Below are 19,590 nucleotides of genomic sequence, written 5' to 3'. Positions count from 1 at the left end.
AAACCATTTCAGTGCTTTGCGCATTATCCGTTGTTTTCATATCTCCTTTCCAGGCGTGAACAGAGGACGCTACGATGAGTGTCAAGTCCGTGAATTCGAAGGGCGGCCGCCGCACTGCGCTTGCCGCATTCGCCAGTCTCGCCCTGGTCACGGCGTCGGTGCTGCCGTCGGCTGCCGCATCCCCGACTGCAGTCAAACCCGCGGCCGCGGCTGCGGCAGGGCAGGGCTCGTCCAGCGCCACCGATTTCAGCGCCGCGCGGCGTCATCGCTATTATCGGCGCGGACCGAGCGCGGCGGGCCTTGCGTTCATGGGCATTGCCGCCGGTATGATCGGAGGCGCGATCGCCGAGAGCCGGCGCCAGGAGTACTACGACAATTATTACTATGGCGGCGGCCCGCGCTATTATGGTCCCGGGCCGGGCTACGGTTACTATGGCGGCCCGCGCTACTACTACAATCCGTATTGAGGGTTGCCGACGGGCAAAACACCTGAAGCGGCTGTCAATCCCATCATGTAAAAAGATTCCGCTTTACCGAAATTCGGAAACGGCGTATGTATTGCCCATTCCGGTTCGACCTGGGGGGCGATCGTACGTCGTCACCGATCGTGGGCCGGGTTTGCGGTGGACTGTATCGTTACAGGAGACCCGGGGCGGCGCAACCAAACTGATAGGATAATTAAGAAAAGCATGCCAATTCCGATTGGATAGCGTTTCCACGATGAGTTGGTCGAACTCCCAAGCTCAAGATGCCCACGCATCGATGAGGTGCCGACAGGGCCGATTAACCTATGAGGGCATTGTCCCCAAGCGCGTTGATTCAACGTACGGATCGAAACGGGTAAGTGTGCCGACTGACTGGAGGATCACTGCTCCTCCAAACTGAACTGATCAAGGCTTTGCATATCCTGCCACTTTCAGAACGAGGTGGATTATTTGCACTCGTAGCTACGTTGACAAACTACGGACTTGGCCACGACTGCTATCGACCAAGGGGCAGGGCACTGTAAACCGATCGGCCAATCGGCAGGTTCGCTGAACGATCCCGGCTCCACTTTATCGCCTCCTGGCTTGGAGCCGGCCTCGATCGAAAATGAATGTCTCAAGGAGAGCTCCGCCCGACATCACGAGAATCTCACTTGACTTCGGTCGGTCGACCGAATTATGTATTTTTAACCGAGAACAAAATGCAACGGAGGCTCTTATGGCCATCGCTTCGCTGTTCTATGGAATTGTCGCCTACCTGATTTTTCTCGCCACTTTTCTCTACGCAATCGCCTTTGTCGGAAATCTGCCTGTCCCGAAAACAATCGACGGCGGTGCGGCCGGTTCATTCCCCGCAGCACTCGTGATCGACGTCTTGTTGCTCGGCCTCTTTGCGATCCAACACAGCGTGATGGCGCGTCCGGCTTTCAAACGCGCGTGGACCAGGATCGTCCCAGATGCGATTGAGCGCTCAACCTACGTGCTTTTTGCGAGCCTGGCTCTGATAATGCTTTACTGGCAATGGCAGCCGCTTGCCGGCCTAGTCTGGTCCGTCCAAAATCAAGCCGGCGTCCTAGGCTTGCAGGCGATTTTCTGGCTTGGCTGGGGCGTCGTGTTGATCGGCACATTTTTGATCAACCATTTCGAACTGTTTGGCCTGCAACAAGTGTACGCCCACGTGGTTGGCAAGCCCAATCCACCAGCGGCATTCAAAGCGCCGTCAATGTACAAGTGGGTCCGCCACCCCATCTATTTCGGTTTTCTTTTAGCGTTTTGGGCCACGCCGACCATGACTCTGGGGCACTTGCTGTTCGCGGTTGCCACGACCGGGTACATCCTAATCGGCATCTGGTTCGAAGAGCGCGATCTTGTGGTCACGTTTGGTGAGCAATACCGTCGCTATCGCCGGGAGGTATCGATGCTCATTCCCCTTCCCAGGAAGAGGACCGAAGTCGAGCGCTTGGCTCGCGAAGGCTGAGGCGGTCGCCAGATAGGAGATCTAATGGGTCGTTCGCCTGCTAAAAAAGCAGACACCAGCGTTGCACTGCTCGAAGCTGCCAAAGCAATCCTGCGCAAAAACGGCTATGCGAGCCTTTCGACGCGAGATGTCGCAGCAGCAGCAGGCGTGCCCCTTAGCCAGATTCACTACCACTTCGGATCGAAGCAGGGGATGATGCTGGCGCTGTTCGAATATCTCAACGCTCAACTCCTCGACAGGCAGAGCACCATGTTCGCGGAATCGACCCTGACACTTTCGAGCCGCTGGGATCGCGCCTGCGACTATCTCGACGACGACATCGCCTCGGGTTACGTCCACGTGCTGCAGGAATTGATGGCGGCAGGCTGGTCGGATCCGGAAGTCGGCAAGGTCATCCGCGCCGGACTTCTCTCTTGGTATCAGCTGATTCGCGATGTCATGGCGGACGCCGCGAAGAATATTGGGGGACTAGGACCATTCACCCCGGAAGACATCGCTGCGCTGGTGTCGAACGCCTTCATGGGCGCCGAAAGTTTATTTCTAATTGGATTTGAGAAGAAGGGAGCGCCGGTGCGCCGCGCTTTGCGGCGTGTGGGCGACCTCATCCGTATTGCCGAAGCCAAGCGAGAGACCAATCATGCGGGCAAAGCTCCCTAGCGACGAGGCTTTCGTCAACCGAGACGGCGTGAAGATCCATTTCGAAATCTACGGCAGCGGAGCAGAGACGATTCTCTTCATCCCGCCCTGGAGCATCGTGCATTCGCGAGTCTACAAGGCGCAAGTGCCGTTTTTTGCAGAAAACTTCCGATGCGTGACCTACGATCCGCGCGGCAATGGCAAGTCGGATCGGCCGAACGATGCCTCAGCCTATACGCTAGATCAGTTTCTAGGTGACGCAATTGCGGTGCTGGACGCCGTTGGAGTTGACCGAGCTATCCTGATTGGACTTTCCTTCGGCGGCATGCTGGCGAGCCTTGCGGCCGCGCAACATCCCGATCGCGTCCAAGCTGCCGTTCTCATCGGAACAGCCGCCGCCATCGGACCCGGCTATCCCTACATGATGCCACAGCATTTCCTGACGCAACAACAGCAGTTCACCGATTGGAACAAGTACAATCGTGAGTATTGGCTCACCAATTATCGGGAGTTCGCTGAGTTTTTCATGAGCAACATGTTCGTCGAACCGCACTCGACCAAACAAATCGAGGATTCCGTTGGTTGGGCATGCGAGACGGACGGCCACGTTCTTGGAAAAACAGTGGAAGCGCGCACGATTGCCCCTCCGTTCGACGTCGGCGAGGCCATGTATCGCGCGATCCGGTGTCCGGTGCTTGTCATTCATGGCGACAATGATCGTATTCAGCCATACGAGCGCGCGCAGAGGGTCGCTGAGGTTCTGGGCGTCGAGCTAAAGACTATCCCGGGCGGCGGCCATAATCCGTCTGGACGCTTCCCTGCCAAATGTAACGCGATGATCATCGAGTTCTTGCAGGAATTGGGTTTGATGCCGCGACCGCAGCGCAAGACGCGCAGAGCCAGGACCGCTCTATATTTGTCGTCGCCGATCGGTCTCGGACACGCGCGCCGCGATCTGGCAATTGCACGCGAATTGCGCGATTTGCATCCCGACCTGGAGATACACTGGTTGGCGCAAGACCCGGTCACACGGCTTCTGGAAAGCCGTCGTGAGATAATTCATCCTATGAGCAAACAACTGGCGAGCGAGACCCGGCACATTGAGCAGGAGGCCGGGAAGCACGAACTGCATTGCTTCGAGGCTCTACGCCGCATGGACGAGGTGCTCATTAAGAACTTCATGCACTTTCAGCAGGCGGTGGAAGAGACGGAATACGACCTCGTGATTGCCGACGAGGCGTGGGATATCGACCATCACTGGCATGAGCATCCTGAGCTCAAGCGATCTCAACTTGCCTGGTTTACCGACTTCGTCGGCTATCTGCCAATGGACAACGGCGACAAGCGCGAAGCTTTTTTGACGTCGGACTATAATGCCGAGATGATCCAGCATGTTGAGAAGAATCCTGCGGTTCGCGACCGCGCGATTTTCGTAGGGACGCCGGATGACGTCGTTCCACGATCGTTCGGCGAAGGACTCCCGGACATCCAAAGCTGGGTCACGAGGCATTTCGAATTCTCTGGTTACATAATCGGGGAACATCCCAATGACTTTGGCAGTCGCGATGAGTTACGTCGCTCTCTCGGTTATAATGACGACGAGCGCGTCTGCATCGTGACGGTCGGCGGATCCGGTGTCGGCGCGCATCTGATCCGGCGCGTTCTACAAACCTACCCGCTGGTGGTGCAGACAATTTCTAATCTGCGGATGATCGTGGTTGTGGGCCCTCGTATCGATCGAGGCGCGTTTGACGTACCACAAGGCGTCGAGATCCATTCTTTCGTATCCGATCTCGACCGCCATCTTGCAGCCTGCGACCTTGCCGTCGTGCAGGGCGGCCTAACGACCTGTATGGAGCTGACGGCGGCACAAACGCCCTTCATTTATTTTCCGCTCAAGAACCATTTTGAGCAGAATTTTCATGTCCCTTACAGGCTTCATCGCTATCGCGCTGGTCGACGAATGGAATTTGCGTCGAGCACTCCGGAGACGATTGCTGAGGCTATGGTCCAGCAATTGACCAAGCCTGGTCGATTTGCATTGGTTGAAGCCGGCGGCGCCGCTCGTGCAGCCAGGATGCTGGCGGAATTGCTCTAGATTTATAAAAAGAAGCTCTCGCTGCAAATTATATAGCGACTTGTCCGATATCGCCGATCTATTCGCGCAAATCAAACTGGTCTTTCCGTGGATTAACGGATCCCTAATTGGACTCGAGAATTTGAGCGGGACTTTCCGCGATGACTTTCAACAATTTCTCACTTGTGGTTCGTAGCCTCTCGGTCATGGAAAAACGCCACGTACGCCGGCGGCGCGTTTTCAAAGCCGCGATAATCGAATTTCCGGGAGGCGTCTTCAGCTGCGTCGTCCGTGACCTCTCGGACTGTGGCGCTAACTTGGATGTCCCAAGTCAAATTGGTATTCCGTACGAGTTCATGCTCAGCATCCCAACGGCGCAACTTCATCGGCCATGCCGAGCGGTGTGGCGTTCCGACAAGCGAGTCGGGATCGCCTTTGTGAAGAATGAACGTCAATTTGAGGGGAACGAGGACGATCTTGCCAAGTTTTCCCAAGAGCCCAGTTCGTGATGACTGGGCCAGAAGGTACCTTGCCCCAGCTCACGGATCCTTTGGTGAGGCTGGGGCCTTTTCTCTGAGCCGTTCACGTTCACGACCTTGCTAGGAGCGAGATCGGCGCGCTCTGATCCTTTCGGTGACCCTGTCCGCCGCAACCGCGGCCATCGAGCAGGCTACCACCAGCAGGCCAGCGAATATCGCCAGAAACCAATTCTGAATCATCGCAATGATGCTCTCCGCGACCGCATTTTGTCCGCTGTGTCAGTGTGTCGCCAGCATAACCTCGGTTCCAAAGCCGGAACTCGCATCCGAGCATAATTTCGCGCGCCGGTTGATGAATGTTGTTGCGGGAAAATTAGGCAATTGGGTAGATTAATACTCCAATTGGGCGGGGTGCCTCAGGCTGGGAAACTACCGTTGAACCGGGAATTGAAGGAATTCCGCAGGCTGGAGCGCGCATGCAGAGAGCATGCGGCCGTGGCGTCTTTCGATCTTGAGCGGGAGGGTCTCCTCAAGGTCGCCGACGACTATCGAAAAGCGATCGAGGGCTTGCAGAAGTCTGCCTCCATCCGCCAATGAACGCTATGAGGTGCGGCCGCAGGTGCCGTCTGATACAGCTCAGCACGATCGGCGCGGCACGGGTAGGTGGCTAGCATAAGCGCCCGCTGGCGCAAATTCGCACCTAGTCGCTTTTCAGAAGATCCACATAACGAACATGGAGGGTGATGTAGCGTTTCGCCCCATCAAGCAGGATCTTGACCTGAGTTGCCGTCGCGCCAGGTCCGAGAATTGTCCCTGCCTTGCCACCGAGCCGACGTCCTGCAGAGGAGGCGACGACCACCCGCCGACCAGCAAGGAGCTCGTCTTTGGCAAGCAACAGATCTGCCGATTTTGGTAGGTTACGGTTCGTGCCGCGCGGCATGGACTTGCAATTATAAGAATGCTCGACGCGAAGAAAACCCCGCCGGCCAATTAGCCGGCGGAGGGTCTTGGTCCCTCAATTGCGACGCATGACGCGCCAGCGTGTCGCGCGCCATGGAAAACTGCCCCCTCGGCGTCATGAGGAATTGCCCCCTCCTTGGATAGCCGAGGAGAGAGTGAATGAAAGAGGAACGAATCGCGGAAAGCTCGTCGTGGATTGATCCACGGGGGCAGGTGATGAAGACGCCGGATGACGCGGCGGAGATGTTGCGCCTGAGGGCGTGCGGGTGGGGTCTGAAGCGGATTGCGCGGCAGCTGGGCTGCAGTCATCACACGGTGAAGGACTACGTGGCGGCGGGCGGAGTGAAGCCGTTCAAGTCCCCTGAGCGGGCGAGGCGGCTCGACGGCCTTGAAGGTTGGCTGCGCGAGCGGTTCATCCGGCATCGGGGCAATGCGGATGTGGTGCGCCAGGACCTGTTGGCCGAGAAGGACGTGGCGGTCAGCCGGCGAACCCTACAACGGGCCGTGCAGCCGTATCGTCAGGCGCTGAAGGCCGAAGCGCTGGCGACGACGCGCTTCGAGACGCCCCCGGGCCGGCAGCTGCAGATCGACTTCGGCGAGCGTCTGGTCGAGGTCGGCGGGGCGAAGATCAAAGCATTCGGCGGCGTGCCGGAGGAAGTGCTGATGGACAATCCACGCGCGCTGGTGGTGCGCCACGACGCAGTGAGCCGGTCTGTCCAATTTAACGACAAGCTCATCGCGTTCGCGAAGCATTGGGGCTTCCGTGCTCGCGCCTGCGCGCCGTATCGGGCGCGCACGAAGGGCAAGACGGAGAATGGCGTCGGTTACGTGAAGAAGAACGCGATTGCGGGGCATTCCTTCGCGAGCTGGGAGGCATTCGAGGCGCATCTGGCCGGATGGGAGCGTGAGGTGGCGAACGTGCGTATCCGCGGCACGACCGGGAAGGCGCCGATTGCTCGCTTTGCGCGTGACGAGGCACACCGGTTGAAGGCGCTTAGCGGGCAACCGTCGTTCGGATCGTTGCGTGAACTGACCCGCGTCGTCGGCCATGATTGTGCCGTCGAGATCGACACGAACAGCTACTCAGTGCCGTGGCGCCTGATTGGCGAGCGCGTGGCGGGAACAATCGCGGCCGGGGAAGTGCGGATCCGCCATGGATTGCATCAGGTAGCAGTGCACAAGCAATCGGATGGACGCCGGCTGCGGATCATCGACACCGCCCATCTCGATGGTGTTGCTGGTCGCAATGGTCCGCCGGGCTGAGATCGCGTCGGCGGTGCTGGTGCCGTCCTCACCGCCGTCGTTGTTGCGCCCTCTTGCCGAATACGAAGCCGTGGTCGGAGGAAGCTTCTGATGGCGCGGGCAAAGAAGATAATGGAAGCAACGACCGACCCGCTCGATGCCATGCTGGCGCTACTGCAGCTCTCCGGTATCCGCGATCAGCTCGACAGCCTGCTCGACGAGGCGGCGCGCGCGAACCTGTCGGCGCGTGAGACGCTGATCCTGCTGTGCGAGCGCGAGATCGCACGCAAGGACCATCGCCGCATAGAGATGGCGCTAAAACTTGCACACTTCCCGGCCGTGAAGGAGCTCGCGGGCTTCGACTTCGAGGCGCAGCCGTCGATCGACCCAAAGCAGATCCGTGATCTTGCCGCATCACGTTGGATAGCCAACGGAGAGAACGTGCTGCTGCTCGGCCCGCCAGGCGTCGGTAAGACGCACCTATCGATCGCGCTCGGGCGAGAGGCGATCCTGGCCGGATACACGGCGCAGTTCATCACGGCGACGACGCTGGTAGCTGGCCTGGCCAAGGCGCACGGCGAGCGACGCCTGGACGAGAAACTTCTCGCGCTGTCGAAGCCAAAGCTGCTCATCGTCGACGAACTCGGCTACTTGCCCCTTGAGCCCGACGCGGCCCATCTGTTCTTCCAACTGGTCATCCGGCGATACGAAACCGGCGCGATGCTGATTACGTCGAACCGCAGCGTTGCCGAATGGGGCACAGTGTTCGCCGATCCAGTGGTCGCCACCGCGATCCTCGACCGGCTCCTGCATCACAGCCACGTGCTGACGATCCGCGGCGACAGCTACCGGCTTCGCGCCAAGCGCAAAAGCGGCCTCATCAAGACGCCTTCCGCCGGTGACGGCCCTCCGGTCGGCTCCGCCTCCCTCCGGCCCGTCACCGGCGGAAACACCTTCAACCGAGATCATAATCCCGATGGTGGGGGCAGTTCTTCGTGACGCAAAGGGGGCAGTTCCGGATGGCGTTTGACAATTGCCGCCGGCGGATCTTCGCGGAGCGGTTCGGAGAAGACGTCGTTCCGCTTCGACGGCGTGGGACGGCACGGCTCGAACACATCGTCCATCACCTGGGGCTGGCGCTCGGCGGCCGGCCGGCAGCAAGCTTTGCCAAGCGGCTCATGCTCCCTGTCAGCAACGATACCTTGCTGCGGGTGGTCCGTCGGCGGACGGCGATGCCGACGGATCCATTGCTTGTTGTGGGTATCGATGACTGGGCGTTCCGGAGAAACCGTCGGTACGGGACCATTGTGTGCGATTTGGAGCGTCGGCGGATCGTTGCTTTGCTGCCCGACCGGGAAACGGCGACCGTTCAGGCGTGGCTGTCGAAGCACCCGGACATCAACATTGTGTCGCGAGATCGCGGTGGTGGATACGGCGAGGCAGCAGCCAAGGCGCTCCCGAACGCCATCCGGGTCGCTGACCGCTGGCATCTGATGGAAAACGCGAGCGCGGCCTTTCTTGATGCGGTGCGCCGCTCCATGAGCAAAATCCGAACCGCAATCGGGGCGACGACGATCGATCCTAAACTACTGACCTCCGCGGAAAGGCTTCGCTATCAGGGCTATCTGCGGCGCCAGGACAGCCATGCCGCAATTGCGGCTCTTGTCAGCGACGGTGTGCCGCTCAAGGAGATCGTCCGCCGCACAGGACATAGTCGCAATCTGGTTCGCCAAATTAGCCGCGGCGGCGGTACGGATATGTTCCGCACCCGTCAAAGCACCCTGGATGGGCACCTGCCGTTCCTGGACGCGCAGTGGTCAGGCGGCTGTCGCAACGGTGCCGAGCTCTGGCGCCGTTTGAGAGGGCAAGGTTTTAAGGGATCGCTGCGCGTGGTGGCGGAATGGGCCACGCGACGGCGACGCGCCGAGACTATCAGCCGTCAACAATTGCAGAAGGTTCCCGCCGCCAGGACGATAGCGCAGCTGCTGACAACGAAGCGCGACAACCTAAGCAAGGCCGAGACGGTAACGGTTGCCGCTATTGAACAAAGCGTTCCTATGCTGGCCGATGCCCACGCTCTCGTTGGCCGCTTCCAGGCGATGATCCGAAAGAGGGCCGAGATCGAGCTCGAACCTTGGATAGATGAATCCAAGCGGAGCCTCATTGGCTCGTTCGCGAATGGCATCGCCAAAGATAAGGGCGCGGTGCACGCGGCTATCACGCAACCATGGTCCAATGGACAAGTGGAAGCTCAGATCACCAAGCTAAAGCTGGTCAAGCGGCAGATGTACGGGCGCGCCAAGCTCGATCTTCTTCAGGCTAGGCTGATTGGCGCGCCATAAAAACAAACACGATCATCGAATATGCGTCAGAGCCAAGTTTGGACGCCGGTTGACATACCGCCTTGCCTGATCGGCATGGAAGCCTGCGTCGGCGCACATCACCTGAGCGGCAAGCTCGCATCGCTTAGTCACGATGCCAGGTTGATGCCGGCCAAATATGTCCGCCCATCGATGACCTATCCGGCGAGATCGAAACACTGGCCCGGTCAAGATCAGGCATGTTCGCGCCTGATGACGGTGCCTGGCATCGGGCCGATCATTTGAGCGCCATGGTGGCCGCGATCGGCACTGGAGACGTATTCTCCAAAGGCCGCGACTTCCGCGCTTGGCTTGGACTGGTGCCCAAGCAAATCTCGACGGGAGACCGCACCATCCTCGGCAAAATCTCGAGGCGCGGCAATCGCCACCTGCGCGTTCTTTTCGTGCAGGCGGCGTGGGTTGTGCTGGTCAGGACAAAGAACTGGAAACGTTATAGGCTCAAATCCTGGATCGAAGCCGCCAAAAGGCGGTTGCACCACAACGTGCTCGCGATCGCGCTGACCAACAAGCTTGCTCGCATCGCCCGGGCAGTGCTGGCTAAAGGATGCGCCTTCGAGCTGACGAGGACCGACGATGCAGGCGTCCGACCCGCTTGATCCTCGCGCCGTGCTCAGTGCGGTCAAGGCGCAGCCTGGCGATGCCGGAGCCAGCCGCAAGCCAAGTGCGACGGCTGGCCTTGACCGCCCCTGCGCGTGACGCGATTGACGTTCTGCGGGCCGGGACGAAGGAACGGCCCCTGGGCTTGAACAAAGGAACTACGAAAACTCCTACGTCTTGAACTGGGCCGTCGGCGTTGAGCGCGAAATCTTCAGCTCTTCCTCGTTCATGTCGATAGGAACGTCAGCGAACAACGGCGTACTCAGATAGCGCTCCCCGGTGTCAGGCAGCATGCAAAGGATGTTCGCGCCTTTCTCGGCCTCTGCCGCGATCTTGAGCGCGCCAGCCATGGTTGCGCCCGAGGTGATACCGACAAAGATGCCCTCCTTGGTCGCAAGTTCCTTGCTGCACCTGATGGCCTCGGGGCCGGGGATGGGCAGGATCCGGTCGATGAGTTTCATCGTGACGGCATCGCCGGTGATCTTTGGGATGAAGTCGGGCGTCCAGCCCTGCATCGGATGCGGCTTGAATGTCGGATGCGGCGCCGCCGGCGTGCCATCGTCGTTGCGCATCTGCTCAACGCCGCTGCCCAGCAGTTGCGCATCTTGTGGCTCACAAACGATGATCTTCGTGTCGGGACGTTCCTTCCTGAGCACCCGCGACACGCCTTTCAGCGTGCCGCCAGTCCCGTAGCCCGTGACCCAATAGTCCAGCCGGTCTCGCGCGAAATCGTCCAGAATCTCGACCGCTGTAGTTTTGGAATGGTAGTCCGGATTGGCTTCGTTTTCGAATTGCCGCGTCATGAACCAGCCATGGGTCTTGGCAAGCTCCATAGTCTTGTTGATCATTCCGACCGCCCGGTCGGCCGCAGGGGTTACGACGACCTTCGCGCCCAAGAACCGCATCAGCCGCCGCCGCTCTATGCTGAAGGTCTCGGCCATGGTGACAACCAGGGGGTATCCTTTGGCGGCGCATACCATCGCAAGGCCGATGCCCGTGTTGCCGCTCGTCGCCTCAATTACTGTCTGACCGGGCTTGAGTTCTCCGGATTTCTCCGCGGCCTCGATCACGCCAAGAGCGAGCCGGTCCTTGACCGAGCCCAGCGGATTGAAGGCCTCTACCTTCACAAAGAGGTTGACGCCCGCGGGCGCGAGACGATTGATCCGCACAACGGGCGTGTGGCCGACAGTTTCGAGAATGCTTTGATATTGATGACCCATGGTTATGTCCTCATCACAACAATTTTTCAAAAAAACAACATTGCAGACTGCGATTAGCTCCGCTCTCAAAGACACAAGGATGTAAGCTTCAGGCACTAGGCCGACGTTGAATGCGCGGTCACATTAGCCGGCAAAGAGTTTTGGAAAGTAGCACGTTGCAGAAGAATTAGATATCGAGGCCGGCGCTGGGTCGGTGTGCCCTATCATGTCACCAGAACTTTGTTCGCTCTTTAGCGTGCTATGTTGTCCGACTTGGGCCAATAACGCACTGAGCAGCCCGCTCCAGCCGTCGCTCGATCTCCCGGCGCAACAGGCTAAAATCTATAGGCTTTGGAAGCAATCCGGCTGCACCAAGTTCGGTCGCTCTCTTCCGGGTCGCATCGTCGCCATAAGCGGTGATCATGATGACGGGGACGTTTGGACGCTCCGCCTTCACCTTGGGCAGCATCTCAAGACCTGTCATACCCGGCATGTTGATGTCGGAAAGGATCAAGATGAGTGACGGATCAGGTATTGCCTTCACCTGCTCCAACGCGGCCGGTGCGGACAGGGCAAATTCCATCATGAACCGGCCGGACCGCAAATCCCGACGGAACTGTTGCCTGAACATCTCGGCGACGTCGGGCTCGTCATCGACTACAACGATGTACGTGCTCATGTCGTGCTCCGTCTCGGCGCGCCAGTTGCCCGCGGCAGCGTGACAATAAATTCCGTATATTCGCCTGGCGCCGTGTCTACGCGGATGGTGCCCCCGTGTTGTCTCACGATGATGTCATGGGTCATAGACAGGCCGAGTCCCGTTCCTTCCCCCGCGGGTTTGGTAGTGAAAAAGGGGTTGAATATCTTCTCCTTCACCTCAGCCGGTATGCCAGTGCCGTTGTCCCGAATGCGTATCTGAACTGAAGCGCCCAGATTTTTGGTACTGGCCAAGAGTGTCGGCTCAAATGCCTTTCCACCGCTATCGACCGCCCGTTTGGTTGCCGCATAGAAGCCGTTCGAGATTAGGTTCAACAAGGCGCGGGTGATCTCCTGCGGGAAGAGCTCAGCCTCTCCAGCCGTAGCGTCAAATTGACGTTGCAGTGCAATGTTGAAGCCTGACTTCTCGGCCCGCGCGCCATGATAGGCAAGGTTCAGGCTTTCCTCGACCAAGCTATTAATGTCGGCGACTCGTAGCTCGCCTGACCCTTCGCGCGAGTGCAGCAGCATGTTCTTAACGATCGAATCCGCGCGCTTGCCGTGCTGGACCACTTTCTCCAGATTGGATTTTAGCATCCCCGTTAGTTCATTAATGTCGCCGCGAATCCTCTCATCGAGCGGGACCGGACCCAATGTATCGCTGAGTTCATCAGTCAACTCTGCCGAGAGCGCCGCAAAATTGTTGACGAAATTGAGCGGGTTTTTGATTTCGTGGGCGATGCCGGCGGTGAGCTGGCCGAGGGATGCCAGCTTCTCCGTCTGAACCAGGCGGTCTTGTGCCGTTTGCAAATCCCGCAACGCGTTTTGGGCAGCGTCGCGCGCCAGGCGAATGGCCTCTTCAGCTCGCTTACGCTCCGTAATGTCGGCATAGATCAGAACGAAACCCCCGTCAGGCACCGCGTTGCGGCGCACCTCGACGACGCGCCCATCCGGCCGGGTACGTTCAAGGCGCAACTCCCGCCTGGTATCCTCAACCGTGCCGATCAACTGCTCTTCGAGATCGGCCGAGTATTCGCCGCGCTTCGCAAGATAGCGGAAATAGTCGGCATAGCTAGGTCGCCCGGCCAAAAAGGCGTCTGGTAGATCGAGCATCTCCTGAAAATTGCGATTCCATGCGGCGATTCGCGCTTCGGCATCGAACATGACGACGCCGTCACCCATATTGTCGAAGGTGACGCGCAACTCGGCCTGACGCTCTCGTAGCTCCTCAAACAGGCGGGCATTCTCGATTGCGATTACCGCTTGGTCAGCGAAGGTGGTTGCGAGTTCGACCTCCCTATCCGTGAAGGGTTCGACTCGTGTCCGTGTAATGCTAAATACGCCTAGAAGCTTATCCTCCCGTATCAACGGAATGCCAAGGGTCGTGCGGTAGCCTGCGATCTTCTGCCCTTCGCTGAGAGTGTATTCTGGGTCTTGCAGGACATCAGGGATGACGACGGCTCGACGCTCTGACGCAGCCCGTCCGGATGTCGAGCCGCGTCCGGGTGTGAAGGGATTCGTCTGGAAGAAGTCTCTTGCCGCCGTCGAAAGCCCGTAGTCAGCCACTAGGTGCCAAAGATCATGGCGCAGATGGAACATATAAACCTGATCTGCCCGGCAGAGACGCGCCACGGTCTGCACCAGCGTGTCGAGCACGGTGTCGAGGTCGACAGCGGAACGGCTGATGATCTTGAGCACTTCGGCCGTCGCCGTCTGTCGCTCCAGCGCCTCTTTCGTCTCGTTGAACAGGCGCGCGTTCTCGATGGCGATCACCGCTTGGTCGGCAAAGACCTCCAAGAGAGCGATTTGGTCCGTCGAAAACGGCTTCAACTCCAATCTGTAGCTTGCAATAACACCGATCAATTCATCGCCCTTAAGCATTGGCACCGCGAGGAGCGTTCGAATCGGGCCCACATCTCGCAAAGCATATTGATAATCTTGGTCAGCTTGAACGTCAGCCACATGGATAGTTCGCCGTTCAAGAGCAGCTCTGGCCGAAATGCTCTGCCGTCCAGGCTCAATTGGGTTCTGGTATACGAATTGTTGCACTTCGGGGCCGGCGTTGCAGTGGGCCACGGCTCTGAGCAGCCGACCATCATATCGGAAAATGAAGGCTCTCTCGGCCTCGCACAGCTTGACGGCATTCTCAGCTATAACGTCAAAAACGGGTTGAAGATTGAAGGTAGACCGGCTGATCACCTTCAGTACGTCGGACGTCGCAATTTGCTGCCGAAGCGATTCCGACAGCTCGCTCGTCCGCGTCTGCACCTCATCAAACAGCCTCGCGTTTTCGATGGCGATCACGGCCTGATCAGCAAAGGTCGATACTAATTCAATTTGCTGGTCGCTAAAGGGCTTGACTGTCTTGCGTCCAAGGAAGAGAGCGCCAATCGGCTCACCCTGACGCATCAGTGGAACTCCGAGCAGCGTTCGATAGCCCGCCGCTCTCTGCATGTCGGGATAGTTGTATTCCGCGTCCGAAAGAACGTCGATGATCTGAACGGCTTTCTTTTCGAGCAGCGCGCGCCCGATCACACTTCCTCTGCCTGGTTGTATTCGCAACGGATCAGCAACCCTGACCCAATCGACAGCGAATTTGTAGGCCGTAGCGTGATAGTAGCCGCGCTCATCCTTGCGCGCGATCGAACCCATATCTGCGTTGCAGAGTTCTGTCGCCGATTCGGTCAGCGTATCGAGCACGGTTTGCAAATCAAATGCCGAGCGGCTAATGACCTTGAGCACGTCTGCGGTTGCTGTCTGCTGCTGAAGCGATTCCTGCAAGTCGCGAGTGCGGGCCTGCACTTCGTCGAAGAGCTTGACGTTTTGGATGGCAATAACGGCCTGGTCAGCGAAGGTCTGAAGCAGTCCAATCTGCTTCTCCGTAAAAGGGTTGACCTCCCTACGGCGCAAGACAAGCGCGCCAATGCTTTCCCCTCCCCGAAGTAGCGGGACGCTGACAATGCTGCGGTGGCCCATGCTGAGGGCAAGTTCTTGGCCTTCAGGAAATTCGTCCCGCTCAGCTTGCAGATCGTGCACATGGATCGCCTTCTTCTCTATGAAAGCACGACCTGCAGTCCAGTTTCGATTTATTGATTTTCTAATGGAAAACTGTGGGATTGGCCCATGATGGGCCACGAACAATAAATCTTTACCTTCCTGCAGTAGTGCTACTGCATCATAGGCTCCACAGAACTCGCAAGCGCTTTCAACAATGGCATTCATGACGGGTTGTACGTCAGTTGGCGATGAGGCAATCACGTTGAGGATGTTGGCACTTCCGGTCTGGTATCGTAGCGCCTCGGTAAGGTCCTGCGTCTTGGCCTGCACCTCGTTGAACAACCGCGCGTTCTCGATCGCGATGACAGCTTGGTCGGCGAAGGTTCGCAGCAACTGGACGTGATGATCGGCGAGGACGCCCGGCTCCTGTCGCGTGGAGGTGATATACCCTATAAAAGTGCCATGGTTCACAAGCGGCGTAAACGTGATGCTGCGCCAGCCGCGGGTACGGGCAAGTCGCTGGATTGCGGCCTCGGCCTTTTCAGAATCAGCGATCTGTATAGTTTCGCCTTGCTTAAGTAGAGCGGTGGGCATCACGCCGAGATGCATGGGAAACGATTTCTGAAGAGCTTTGTCGGATTTAGGGTCCGTGGGCGTATAGGCCACCAAATGAACGAGGTCGCCAATAACTCGATGAACCGCGGTCGAGGAGCTCCCGATCAATCGGTTCGCGCTATGCGCGATAGCGTCGAACACCGGCTGCACGTCCGACGGTGAGCTCGCGATAACGTTCAATATCGCAGCCGTTGCCGCCTGTTGTACACGGGCTTCCTGCAACTCCGTGTGCCGGGCTGTGGTCCGCTTCAAAGGGGCGGCGGACTGAACGGGACGCTTGCCCTTCGAAGGCTTACGGCCGTTCGCTAAGCGCGCCAGGCGGGCCTTCGCCGCGCTCCGCTTGCCGCCTGCTTTTGCCGACCGCGCCATATCCGCCCCGGGGTGAACAAGGCCATCTTATCGGGCGCAACCCATTCTGGAAGGGGTCAAAGGAGCCAGAATATTGCTCCCGGGCGTGATTTCCGCGTTGGGTCAAAAGCAGCGGTTGAGGAAAGCACGCCCCGCGTCGGTCCACTGCCGATAGCCGACGTCACGATAACTTCGGGTATGTTCAGCAACGGTCCTAATTGGTCCTTTCCGGCGGAGGAAACCGCTTTCGACTGGTAGCTTCCTCCGCAAGTCCGGGTTTAATCCTTTGGCGGCGGCGCTTTGGGGAAGGCCGCGAGTGCTCGGATCTTCCAGACACCGCCCTCTCGCACATCCGTCGCCGTCCAAAGCCCTTTAAAATCCATAGGCTCGCCGGATGCGTTCTTGCCAGTAAGATGGAATTGACCGACTGCGATCAGGGTATCAGGCCCCAAAGGCGAGACCTGATCAACCGTGATCTCATTGTGGTTAAAACCAGCCTTGAACACGCCAGCGTAAGTTTCAGCGATGTTTGTATGAGGTCCGGCGCCATTGATCATCATGCCGCCGGTCGCATAGAGCGCTGCAATACCTGCTGCGTTCTGCTTGTTGAAATTGTCGGCATAGGCGGTGCCGATCTTCTCTACTTCCTGCTTGAGATCCGCATCCGTTGCAAAACAGGGAGAGCCGAAAGCGGCCACGACGAAACAAAGAGCGTAAGCACGTCGCATCTTAATTCCCTCCAAAGGTATGCTGATCTGAAAAGTCGGCCTGTTAGGCAACAATAGCTTATCACGTCAATTTGGAGTTGCGATAACGATCGGAACGATCATCTAACACTTTCGCTATGCGATATCGACCTCGACAATGTCCACCGAGCTGAAGATGGTGTTGGGTGAGCTCGGCAATGGCCTGTGCGGCAATCGAAGCGTTTGAGGCGCGGACGGTGAGTGTGCGGACTAATGAAGACGGCTTCTAGTCGGCATTGTTTCCAAAGCGGTGAAAGCGAGCCTTTTCTGCTGCGATTTCGGCTGCGGCGTCGAAACGGAAAGCATTCCGAGCGTTGGCGTCTGGATTAACATTGCGCACGTTGGAGCAATTATCGCGATGGCAGAAATGGGTATTGCGGAAGCCGCCGATTAGGCGGCCTGGTTCGTTGATTGTCTAGAAAAAGAAATCTGGAAGATGCGAAACGCCGACCGGCGCAATGTGCTCGACTTGGTCGATGGCGTGCTGAGGTAGCGCGACGTCTGCCGCAGATGCGACGGTTGGGCCGGTCTGAACTGGTGGCAATTCCGTTGGCAGGTGAGCCAGTGCTTGGTCCGGCGCGTGATCAAAGACTTGAGATGGAAGCGTTGATAGTCTCGCCATTACGATACTCCTAAATAATAAGCCCGCCCTCTGGGGATTTCGTCTTTGCGGGACGCCAAAGAGCGGGCGGCAGAGATATCACTATGCGCAGCGCCAAAACGCCGAGTGAAATTCTACGCCGATTGGGAAAAAGTGGCAATTGACACTCTTCCCTCTGTCGGAAGTATTTTCTTATCGGGGAGGGCTTTCATGCCCGAGATGCTGGAAGCAGTTCTGTGGTGTGCCGCGCTTGCGACATGGCTGATGATCCTCTTCGCAGTCATGTCTGCCTACTGGCGAAAATCGTCGGAGTGGCGGGCGTTACGTGAAAAGCCCGGCAATGGCGAGAGCAAGATCGGCTGCGAAATCCGTCGCGCACAGCGCAATGAGCAGTCCGCCGCCGACGAGCGCACCAATAATTCTGAGCGTGATCATTTTTGAAATCCCCCTTGGAAAATGAGGAAGCTAAGCCCGGCTCATTTCCGGAAGGCTTCGCGGTCGCTGGGAATGGTTTCGTTCACTGGGGAGTGACTGAGGCAAATATGACAGGCGCGCTGTCGTAGTCTATGCACCCGGAAGAGCGGCAACGCGCGTCAACGAGATCTGGGCGATGGACTTCGTTCATGACCAGCTGGCCAACGGCGGTAAGCTCCGGGTGCTCACGATCGTCGATATTTTCTCACGCTTCTCGCCCGCACTGGAGCCGCTGACCTTGCCCCCAAGTTTTATCCAATCCTGAGTTCGCTCCGGCTATTGGATTTGCCCGGTTGGGCGGTGGTAGCGACGGGAGCTGGCGCGGAGCCCTCGGCATAGCGCAGCGCCAGATCCCGGCGCGGGTGGCAGGTAAATGCGAACTCGGACGGCGTCTTCCATCCGAGCCGCGAGTGTGGTTGTGCCTCGTTGTAATCGGCCCGCCAGCATCGGAGCGTGACGCGGGCCTGGGCCAGCGAGGTTAACAGCGTCTCGTTCAACAGTTCATCCCGCAGCGAGGAGCCAAGAATGATGCCGCTGACGCGGCCGCAATCTGCGAAGCGGTTAGCCGTCCCAATATGCGCTTCGTCCCGATCAAAAGCGCCGAGAACCAGGGCTTCTTGATGCTTCATCGTGCAAGAGGCTTGCTGGTCCGCCAACGCACCATGACAGCTTGCGCCATTCGAGCTCACTTTGCTGAGTTCGGAATCATTGTCGTGCAACGAATGGATGGTCTGGTGGACTTGTTGGACGACGAAGATCTGACGCTGCCGGCTCACGCCCGCATCGCACTTGCCTTGCTTGTGAACCAACTGAGGGAATTGGACCGACAGGTTGAGGCCATCGAACGTGAGCTGGCTCGGATCCAGAGCGCAAATCCGATGGCGAAGTTGCTGTCCTCGATTCCCGGCATCGGCCCCATAACGGCTACGGCCCTAGCTCGGGCGAACGCCTCCTGAAGTCACTCCATCGGTCGCTTGGATCTATGGCGAGCGTCAGAAGCCGGCATAGTAATCGTTGACGGCTCGTGCTCGTCCCGGATCAGTCCAGTTCCAGGCATTGTCGTTGCCGTACTTGGGCGCGCCCTTCAGCCGGTCGGCCGTGAGGTTGGTTCGGTAACCGCCGAGGCCGGTGTCGTACTTGAGCGATTGCCAAGGCAGCGGATAGTGGTCGTCGCCGATACCGAGGAACCCGCCGAAGCCAAGGACTGCATAGGATACCTGGCCGCTGGTCTTGTCGATCATCACGCGCTCGATCGACCCGATCCTCTGGTCGTCCGCTCCATAGACGGCAGTGCCTTCTACCTTGTCGCTTCCGATCAGACTTCCTGTTTCCCGTCGTTCCGTTTCCATCTGAGTCTTCTCCATTGGTTTTCGGTGCAGGAGAACCGTGCTCGGGACGCTCTCGTTCCTACGACCGCAACGCATCGCAGGGTTTCGATGCAACGAGGCGCGTCTCCCCACGACCGTCGTGGTCTGTCATGTCGCCGGTCCGGCGCGGTCTTCCTTAACGCCACGGGCGACGATCCCGAGCGACCACGCGCGGGGTGACGTCGTCACGTTCAAATCCCAACGCCTCCTTTG

The 19,590-nt window shown here is 58.5% G+C and carries 17 protein-coding genes and 3 pseudogenes; 13 read left to right on the top strand and 7 right to left on the bottom strand.

All coding sequences use genetic code 11. From position 1 onward, the window contains the following. Positions 1–74: 74 nt before the first annotated feature. From QY049_RS12050 to QY049_RS12025, 6 genes are all read left to right on the top strand, one after another. Positions 75–467 (top strand): hypothetical protein, encoded by a 393-nt coding sequence (locus QY049_RS12050; protein ID WP_194481271.1) that lies wholly within the window; start codon positions 75–77, stop codon positions 465–467. 736 nt (positions 468–1,203) lie between these two features. After that, positions 1,204–1,962 (top strand): methanethiol S-methyltransferase, encoded by a 759-nt coding sequence (gene mddA / locus QY049_RS12045; RefSeq protein WP_194481273.1) that lies wholly within the window; start codon positions 1,204–1,206, stop codon positions 1,960–1,962. A gap of 24 nt (positions 1,963–1,986) precedes the next feature. Beyond that, complete coding sequence (locus QY049_RS12040; RefSeq protein WP_258766028.1) at positions 1,987–2,619, top strand: TetR/AcrR family transcriptional regulator; 633 nt, start codon at positions 1,987–1,989, stop codon at positions 2,617–2,619. Continuing rightward, positions 2,600–4,696, top strand: a complete 2,097-nt coding sequence (locus QY049_RS12035) for an alpha/beta hydrolase (RefSeq protein ID WP_258766029.1) — start codon at positions 2,600–2,602, stop codon at positions 4,694–4,696. Before QY049_RS12040 ends, QY049_RS12035 begins: the two co-directional genes overlap by 20 nt. 140 nt (positions 4,697–4,836) lie before the next feature. Then, positions 4,837–5,184: a PilZ domain-containing protein gene (locus tag QY049_RS12030; RefSeq protein WP_194481286.1), complete on the top strand. Its 348-nt coding sequence runs from the start codon at positions 4,837–4,839 to the stop codon at positions 5,182–5,184. 405 nt (positions 5,185–5,589) lie between these two features. Beyond that, positions 5,590–5,751, top strand: coding sequence for a hypothetical protein (locus tag QY049_RS12025; RefSeq protein WP_194481288.1), 162 nt, complete (start codon positions 5,590–5,592; stop codon positions 5,749–5,751). Positions 5,752–5,854: 103 nt separating this feature from the next. Here the strand turns inward: QY049_RS12025 and QY049_RS12020 are convergent, their stop codons facing one another. After that, on the bottom strand, positions 5,855–6,094 hold the full coding sequence (locus tag QY049_RS12020) for a hypothetical protein (protein WP_258766030.1): 240 nt from the start codon (positions 6,092–6,094) through the stop codon (positions 5,855–5,857). A gap of 179 nt (positions 6,095–6,273) precedes the next feature. Here QY049_RS12020 and QY049_RS12015 point away from each other — a divergent pair, with 179 nt between their 5' ends. The 4 genes and pseudogenes from QY049_RS12015 to QY049_RS12000 form a co-directional block, all read left to right on the top strand. Then, complete coding sequence (locus tag QY049_RS12015) at positions 6,274–7,377, top strand: helix-turn-helix domain-containing protein (protein ID WP_301269374.1); 1,104 nt, start codon at positions 6,274–6,276, stop codon at positions 7,375–7,377. A 111-nt stretch (positions 7,378–7,488) separates the two neighbouring features. Then, positions 7,489–8,355, top strand: a complete 867-nt coding sequence (gene istB, locus QY049_RS12010) for an IS21-like element helper ATPase IstB (protein ID WP_301269489.1) — start codon at positions 7,489–7,491, stop codon at positions 8,353–8,355. 20 nt (positions 8,356–8,375) lie between these two features. Then, positions 8,376–9,698, top strand: a complete 1,323-nt coding sequence (locus tag QY049_RS12005; RefSeq protein ID WP_301269373.1) for an ISL3 family transposase — start codon at positions 8,376–8,378, stop codon at positions 9,696–9,698. 7 nt (positions 9,699–9,705) lie between these two features. Then, positions 9,706–10,333: pseudogene (locus tag QY049_RS12000) on the top strand (transposase); the annotation flags it as partial. Between the two features lie 171 nt (positions 10,334–10,504). On the opposite strand, the gene cysK reads toward QY049_RS12000, so the two are convergent. From cysK to QY049_RS11975, 4 genes are all read right to left on the bottom strand, one after another. After that, positions 10,505–11,554 (bottom strand): cysteine synthase A, encoded by a 1,050-nt coding sequence (gene cysK, locus QY049_RS11995; RefSeq protein WP_194481292.1) that lies wholly within the window; start codon positions 11,552–11,554, stop codon positions 10,505–10,507. A 238-nt stretch (positions 11,555–11,792) separates the two neighbouring features. Then, the gene (locus tag QY049_RS11990; protein ID WP_258766032.1) at positions 11,793–12,212 is read right to left on the bottom strand and encodes a response regulator; all 420 of its coding nucleotides are present in this window, start codon (positions 12,210–12,212) and stop codon (positions 11,793–11,795) included. Beyond that, positions 12,209–16,210: a GAF domain-containing protein gene (locus tag QY049_RS11980; protein WP_309493958.1), complete on the bottom strand. Its 4,002-nt coding sequence runs from the start codon at positions 16,208–16,210 to the stop codon at positions 12,209–12,211. The genes QY049_RS11990 and QY049_RS11980 overlap by 4 nt, the downstream gene beginning before the upstream one ends. A 257-nt stretch (positions 16,211–16,467) precedes the next feature. Next, positions 16,468–16,917, bottom strand: coding sequence for a DUF4440 domain-containing protein (locus QY049_RS11975; protein ID WP_194481297.1), 450 nt, complete (start codon positions 16,915–16,917; stop codon positions 16,468–16,470). 829 nt (positions 16,918–17,746) lie between these two features. Here QY049_RS11975 and QY049_RS11970 point away from each other — a divergent pair. Next, a complete protein-coding gene (locus QY049_RS11970; RefSeq protein ID WP_194481299.1) occupies positions 17,747–17,977 on the top strand; it encodes a hypothetical protein in 231 nt (76 codons plus the stop codon). A gap of 148 nt (positions 17,978–18,125) precedes the next feature. Next, positions 18,126–18,242, top strand: a pseudogene (locus QY049_RS11965) (IS3 family transposase); the annotation flags it as partial. Between the two features lie 19 nt (positions 18,243–18,261). Here the strand turns inward: QY049_RS11965 and QY049_RS11960 are convergent. Then, positions 18,262–18,522, bottom strand: a pseudogene (locus QY049_RS11960) (integrase core domain-containing protein); the annotation flags it as partial. On the opposite strand from QY049_RS11960, the gene QY049_RS11955 reads away from it, so the two are divergent. After that, on the top strand, positions 18,514–18,966 hold the full coding sequence (locus QY049_RS11955; protein ID WP_367401187.1) for a transposase: 453 nt from the start codon (positions 18,514–18,516) through the stop codon (positions 18,964–18,966). The pseudogene QY049_RS11960 and the gene QY049_RS11955 overlap by 9 nt on opposite strands. Before the next feature lie 36 nt (positions 18,967–19,002). On the opposite strand, the gene QY049_RS11950 is transcribed toward QY049_RS11955, so the two are convergent. Beyond that, the gene (locus QY049_RS11950; RefSeq protein WP_194481300.1) at positions 19,003–19,359 is read right to left on the bottom strand and encodes a PRC-barrel domain-containing protein; all 357 of its coding nucleotides are present in this window, start codon (positions 19,357–19,359) and stop codon (positions 19,003–19,005) included. Between the last annotated feature and the right edge of the window lie 231 nt (positions 19,360–19,590).

Origin of the sequence: Bradyrhizobium sp. WYCCWR 13022 (assembly GCF_030435535.1) — a bacterium.
Lineage (GTDB): Bacteria > Pseudomonadota > Alphaproteobacteria > Rhizobiales > Xanthobacteraceae > Bradyrhizobium.
Note: the sequence above shows the minus strand (reverse complement) of the source record. Positions and strands in the feature narration are given on the sequence as shown.

Bases quoted from the DNA above. Each gene is read 5' to 3' on its own strand.
- QY049_RS12050 (WP_194481271.1), top strand. From the start codon at position 75: ATGAGTGTCAAGTCCGTGAATTCGAAGGGCGGCCGCCGCACTGCGCTT.
- mddA (WP_194481273.1), top strand. From the start codon at position 1,204: ATGGCCATCGCTTCGCTGTTCTATGGAATTGTCGCCTACCTGATTTTT.
- QY049_RS12040 (WP_258766028.1), top strand. From the start codon at position 1,987: ATGGGTCGTTCGCCTGCTAAAAAAGCAGACACCAGCGTTGCACTGCTC.
- QY049_RS12035 (WP_258766029.1), top strand. From the start codon at position 2,600: ATGCGGGCAAAGCTCCCTAGCGACGAGGCTTTCGTCAACCGAGACGGC.
- QY049_RS12030 (WP_194481286.1), top strand. From the start codon at position 4,837: ATGACTTTCAACAATTTCTCACTTGTGGTTCGTAGCCTCTCGGTCATG.
- QY049_RS12020 (WP_258766030.1), bottom strand. From the start codon at position 6,094: ATGCCGCGCGGCACGAACCGTAACCTACCAAAATCGGCAGATCTGTTG.
- QY049_RS12015 (WP_301269374.1), top strand. From the start codon at position 6,274: ATGAAAGAGGAACGAATCGCGGAAAGCTCGTCGTGGATTGATCCACGG.
- istB (WP_301269489.1), top strand. From the start codon at position 7,489: ATGGAAGCAACGACCGACCCGCTCGATGCCATGCTGGCGCTACTGCAG.
- QY049_RS12005 (WP_301269373.1), top strand. From the start codon at position 8,376: ATGGCGTTTGACAATTGCCGCCGGCGGATCTTCGCGGAGCGGTTCGGA.
- cysK (WP_194481292.1), bottom strand. From the start codon at position 11,554: ATGGGTCATCAATATCAAAGCATTCTCGAAACTGTCGGCCACACGCCC.
- QY049_RS11990 (WP_258766032.1), bottom strand. From the start codon at position 12,212: ATGAGCACGTACATCGTTGTAGTCGATGACGAGCCCGACGTCGCCGAG.
- QY049_RS11980 (WP_309493958.1), bottom strand. From the start codon at position 16,210: ATGGCGCGGTCGGCAAAAGCAGGCGGCAAGCGGAGCGCGGCGAAGGCC.
- QY049_RS11975 (WP_194481297.1), bottom strand. From the start codon at position 16,917: ATGCGACGTGCTTACGCTCTTTGTTTCGTCGTGGCCGCTTTCGGCTCT.
- QY049_RS11970 (WP_194481299.1), top strand. From the start codon at position 17,747: ATGCCCGAGATGCTGGAAGCAGTTCTGTGGTGTGCCGCGCTTGCGACA.
- QY049_RS11950 (WP_194481300.1), bottom strand. From the start codon at position 19,359: ATGGAAACGGAACGACGGGAAACAGGAAGTCTGATCGGAAGCGACAAG.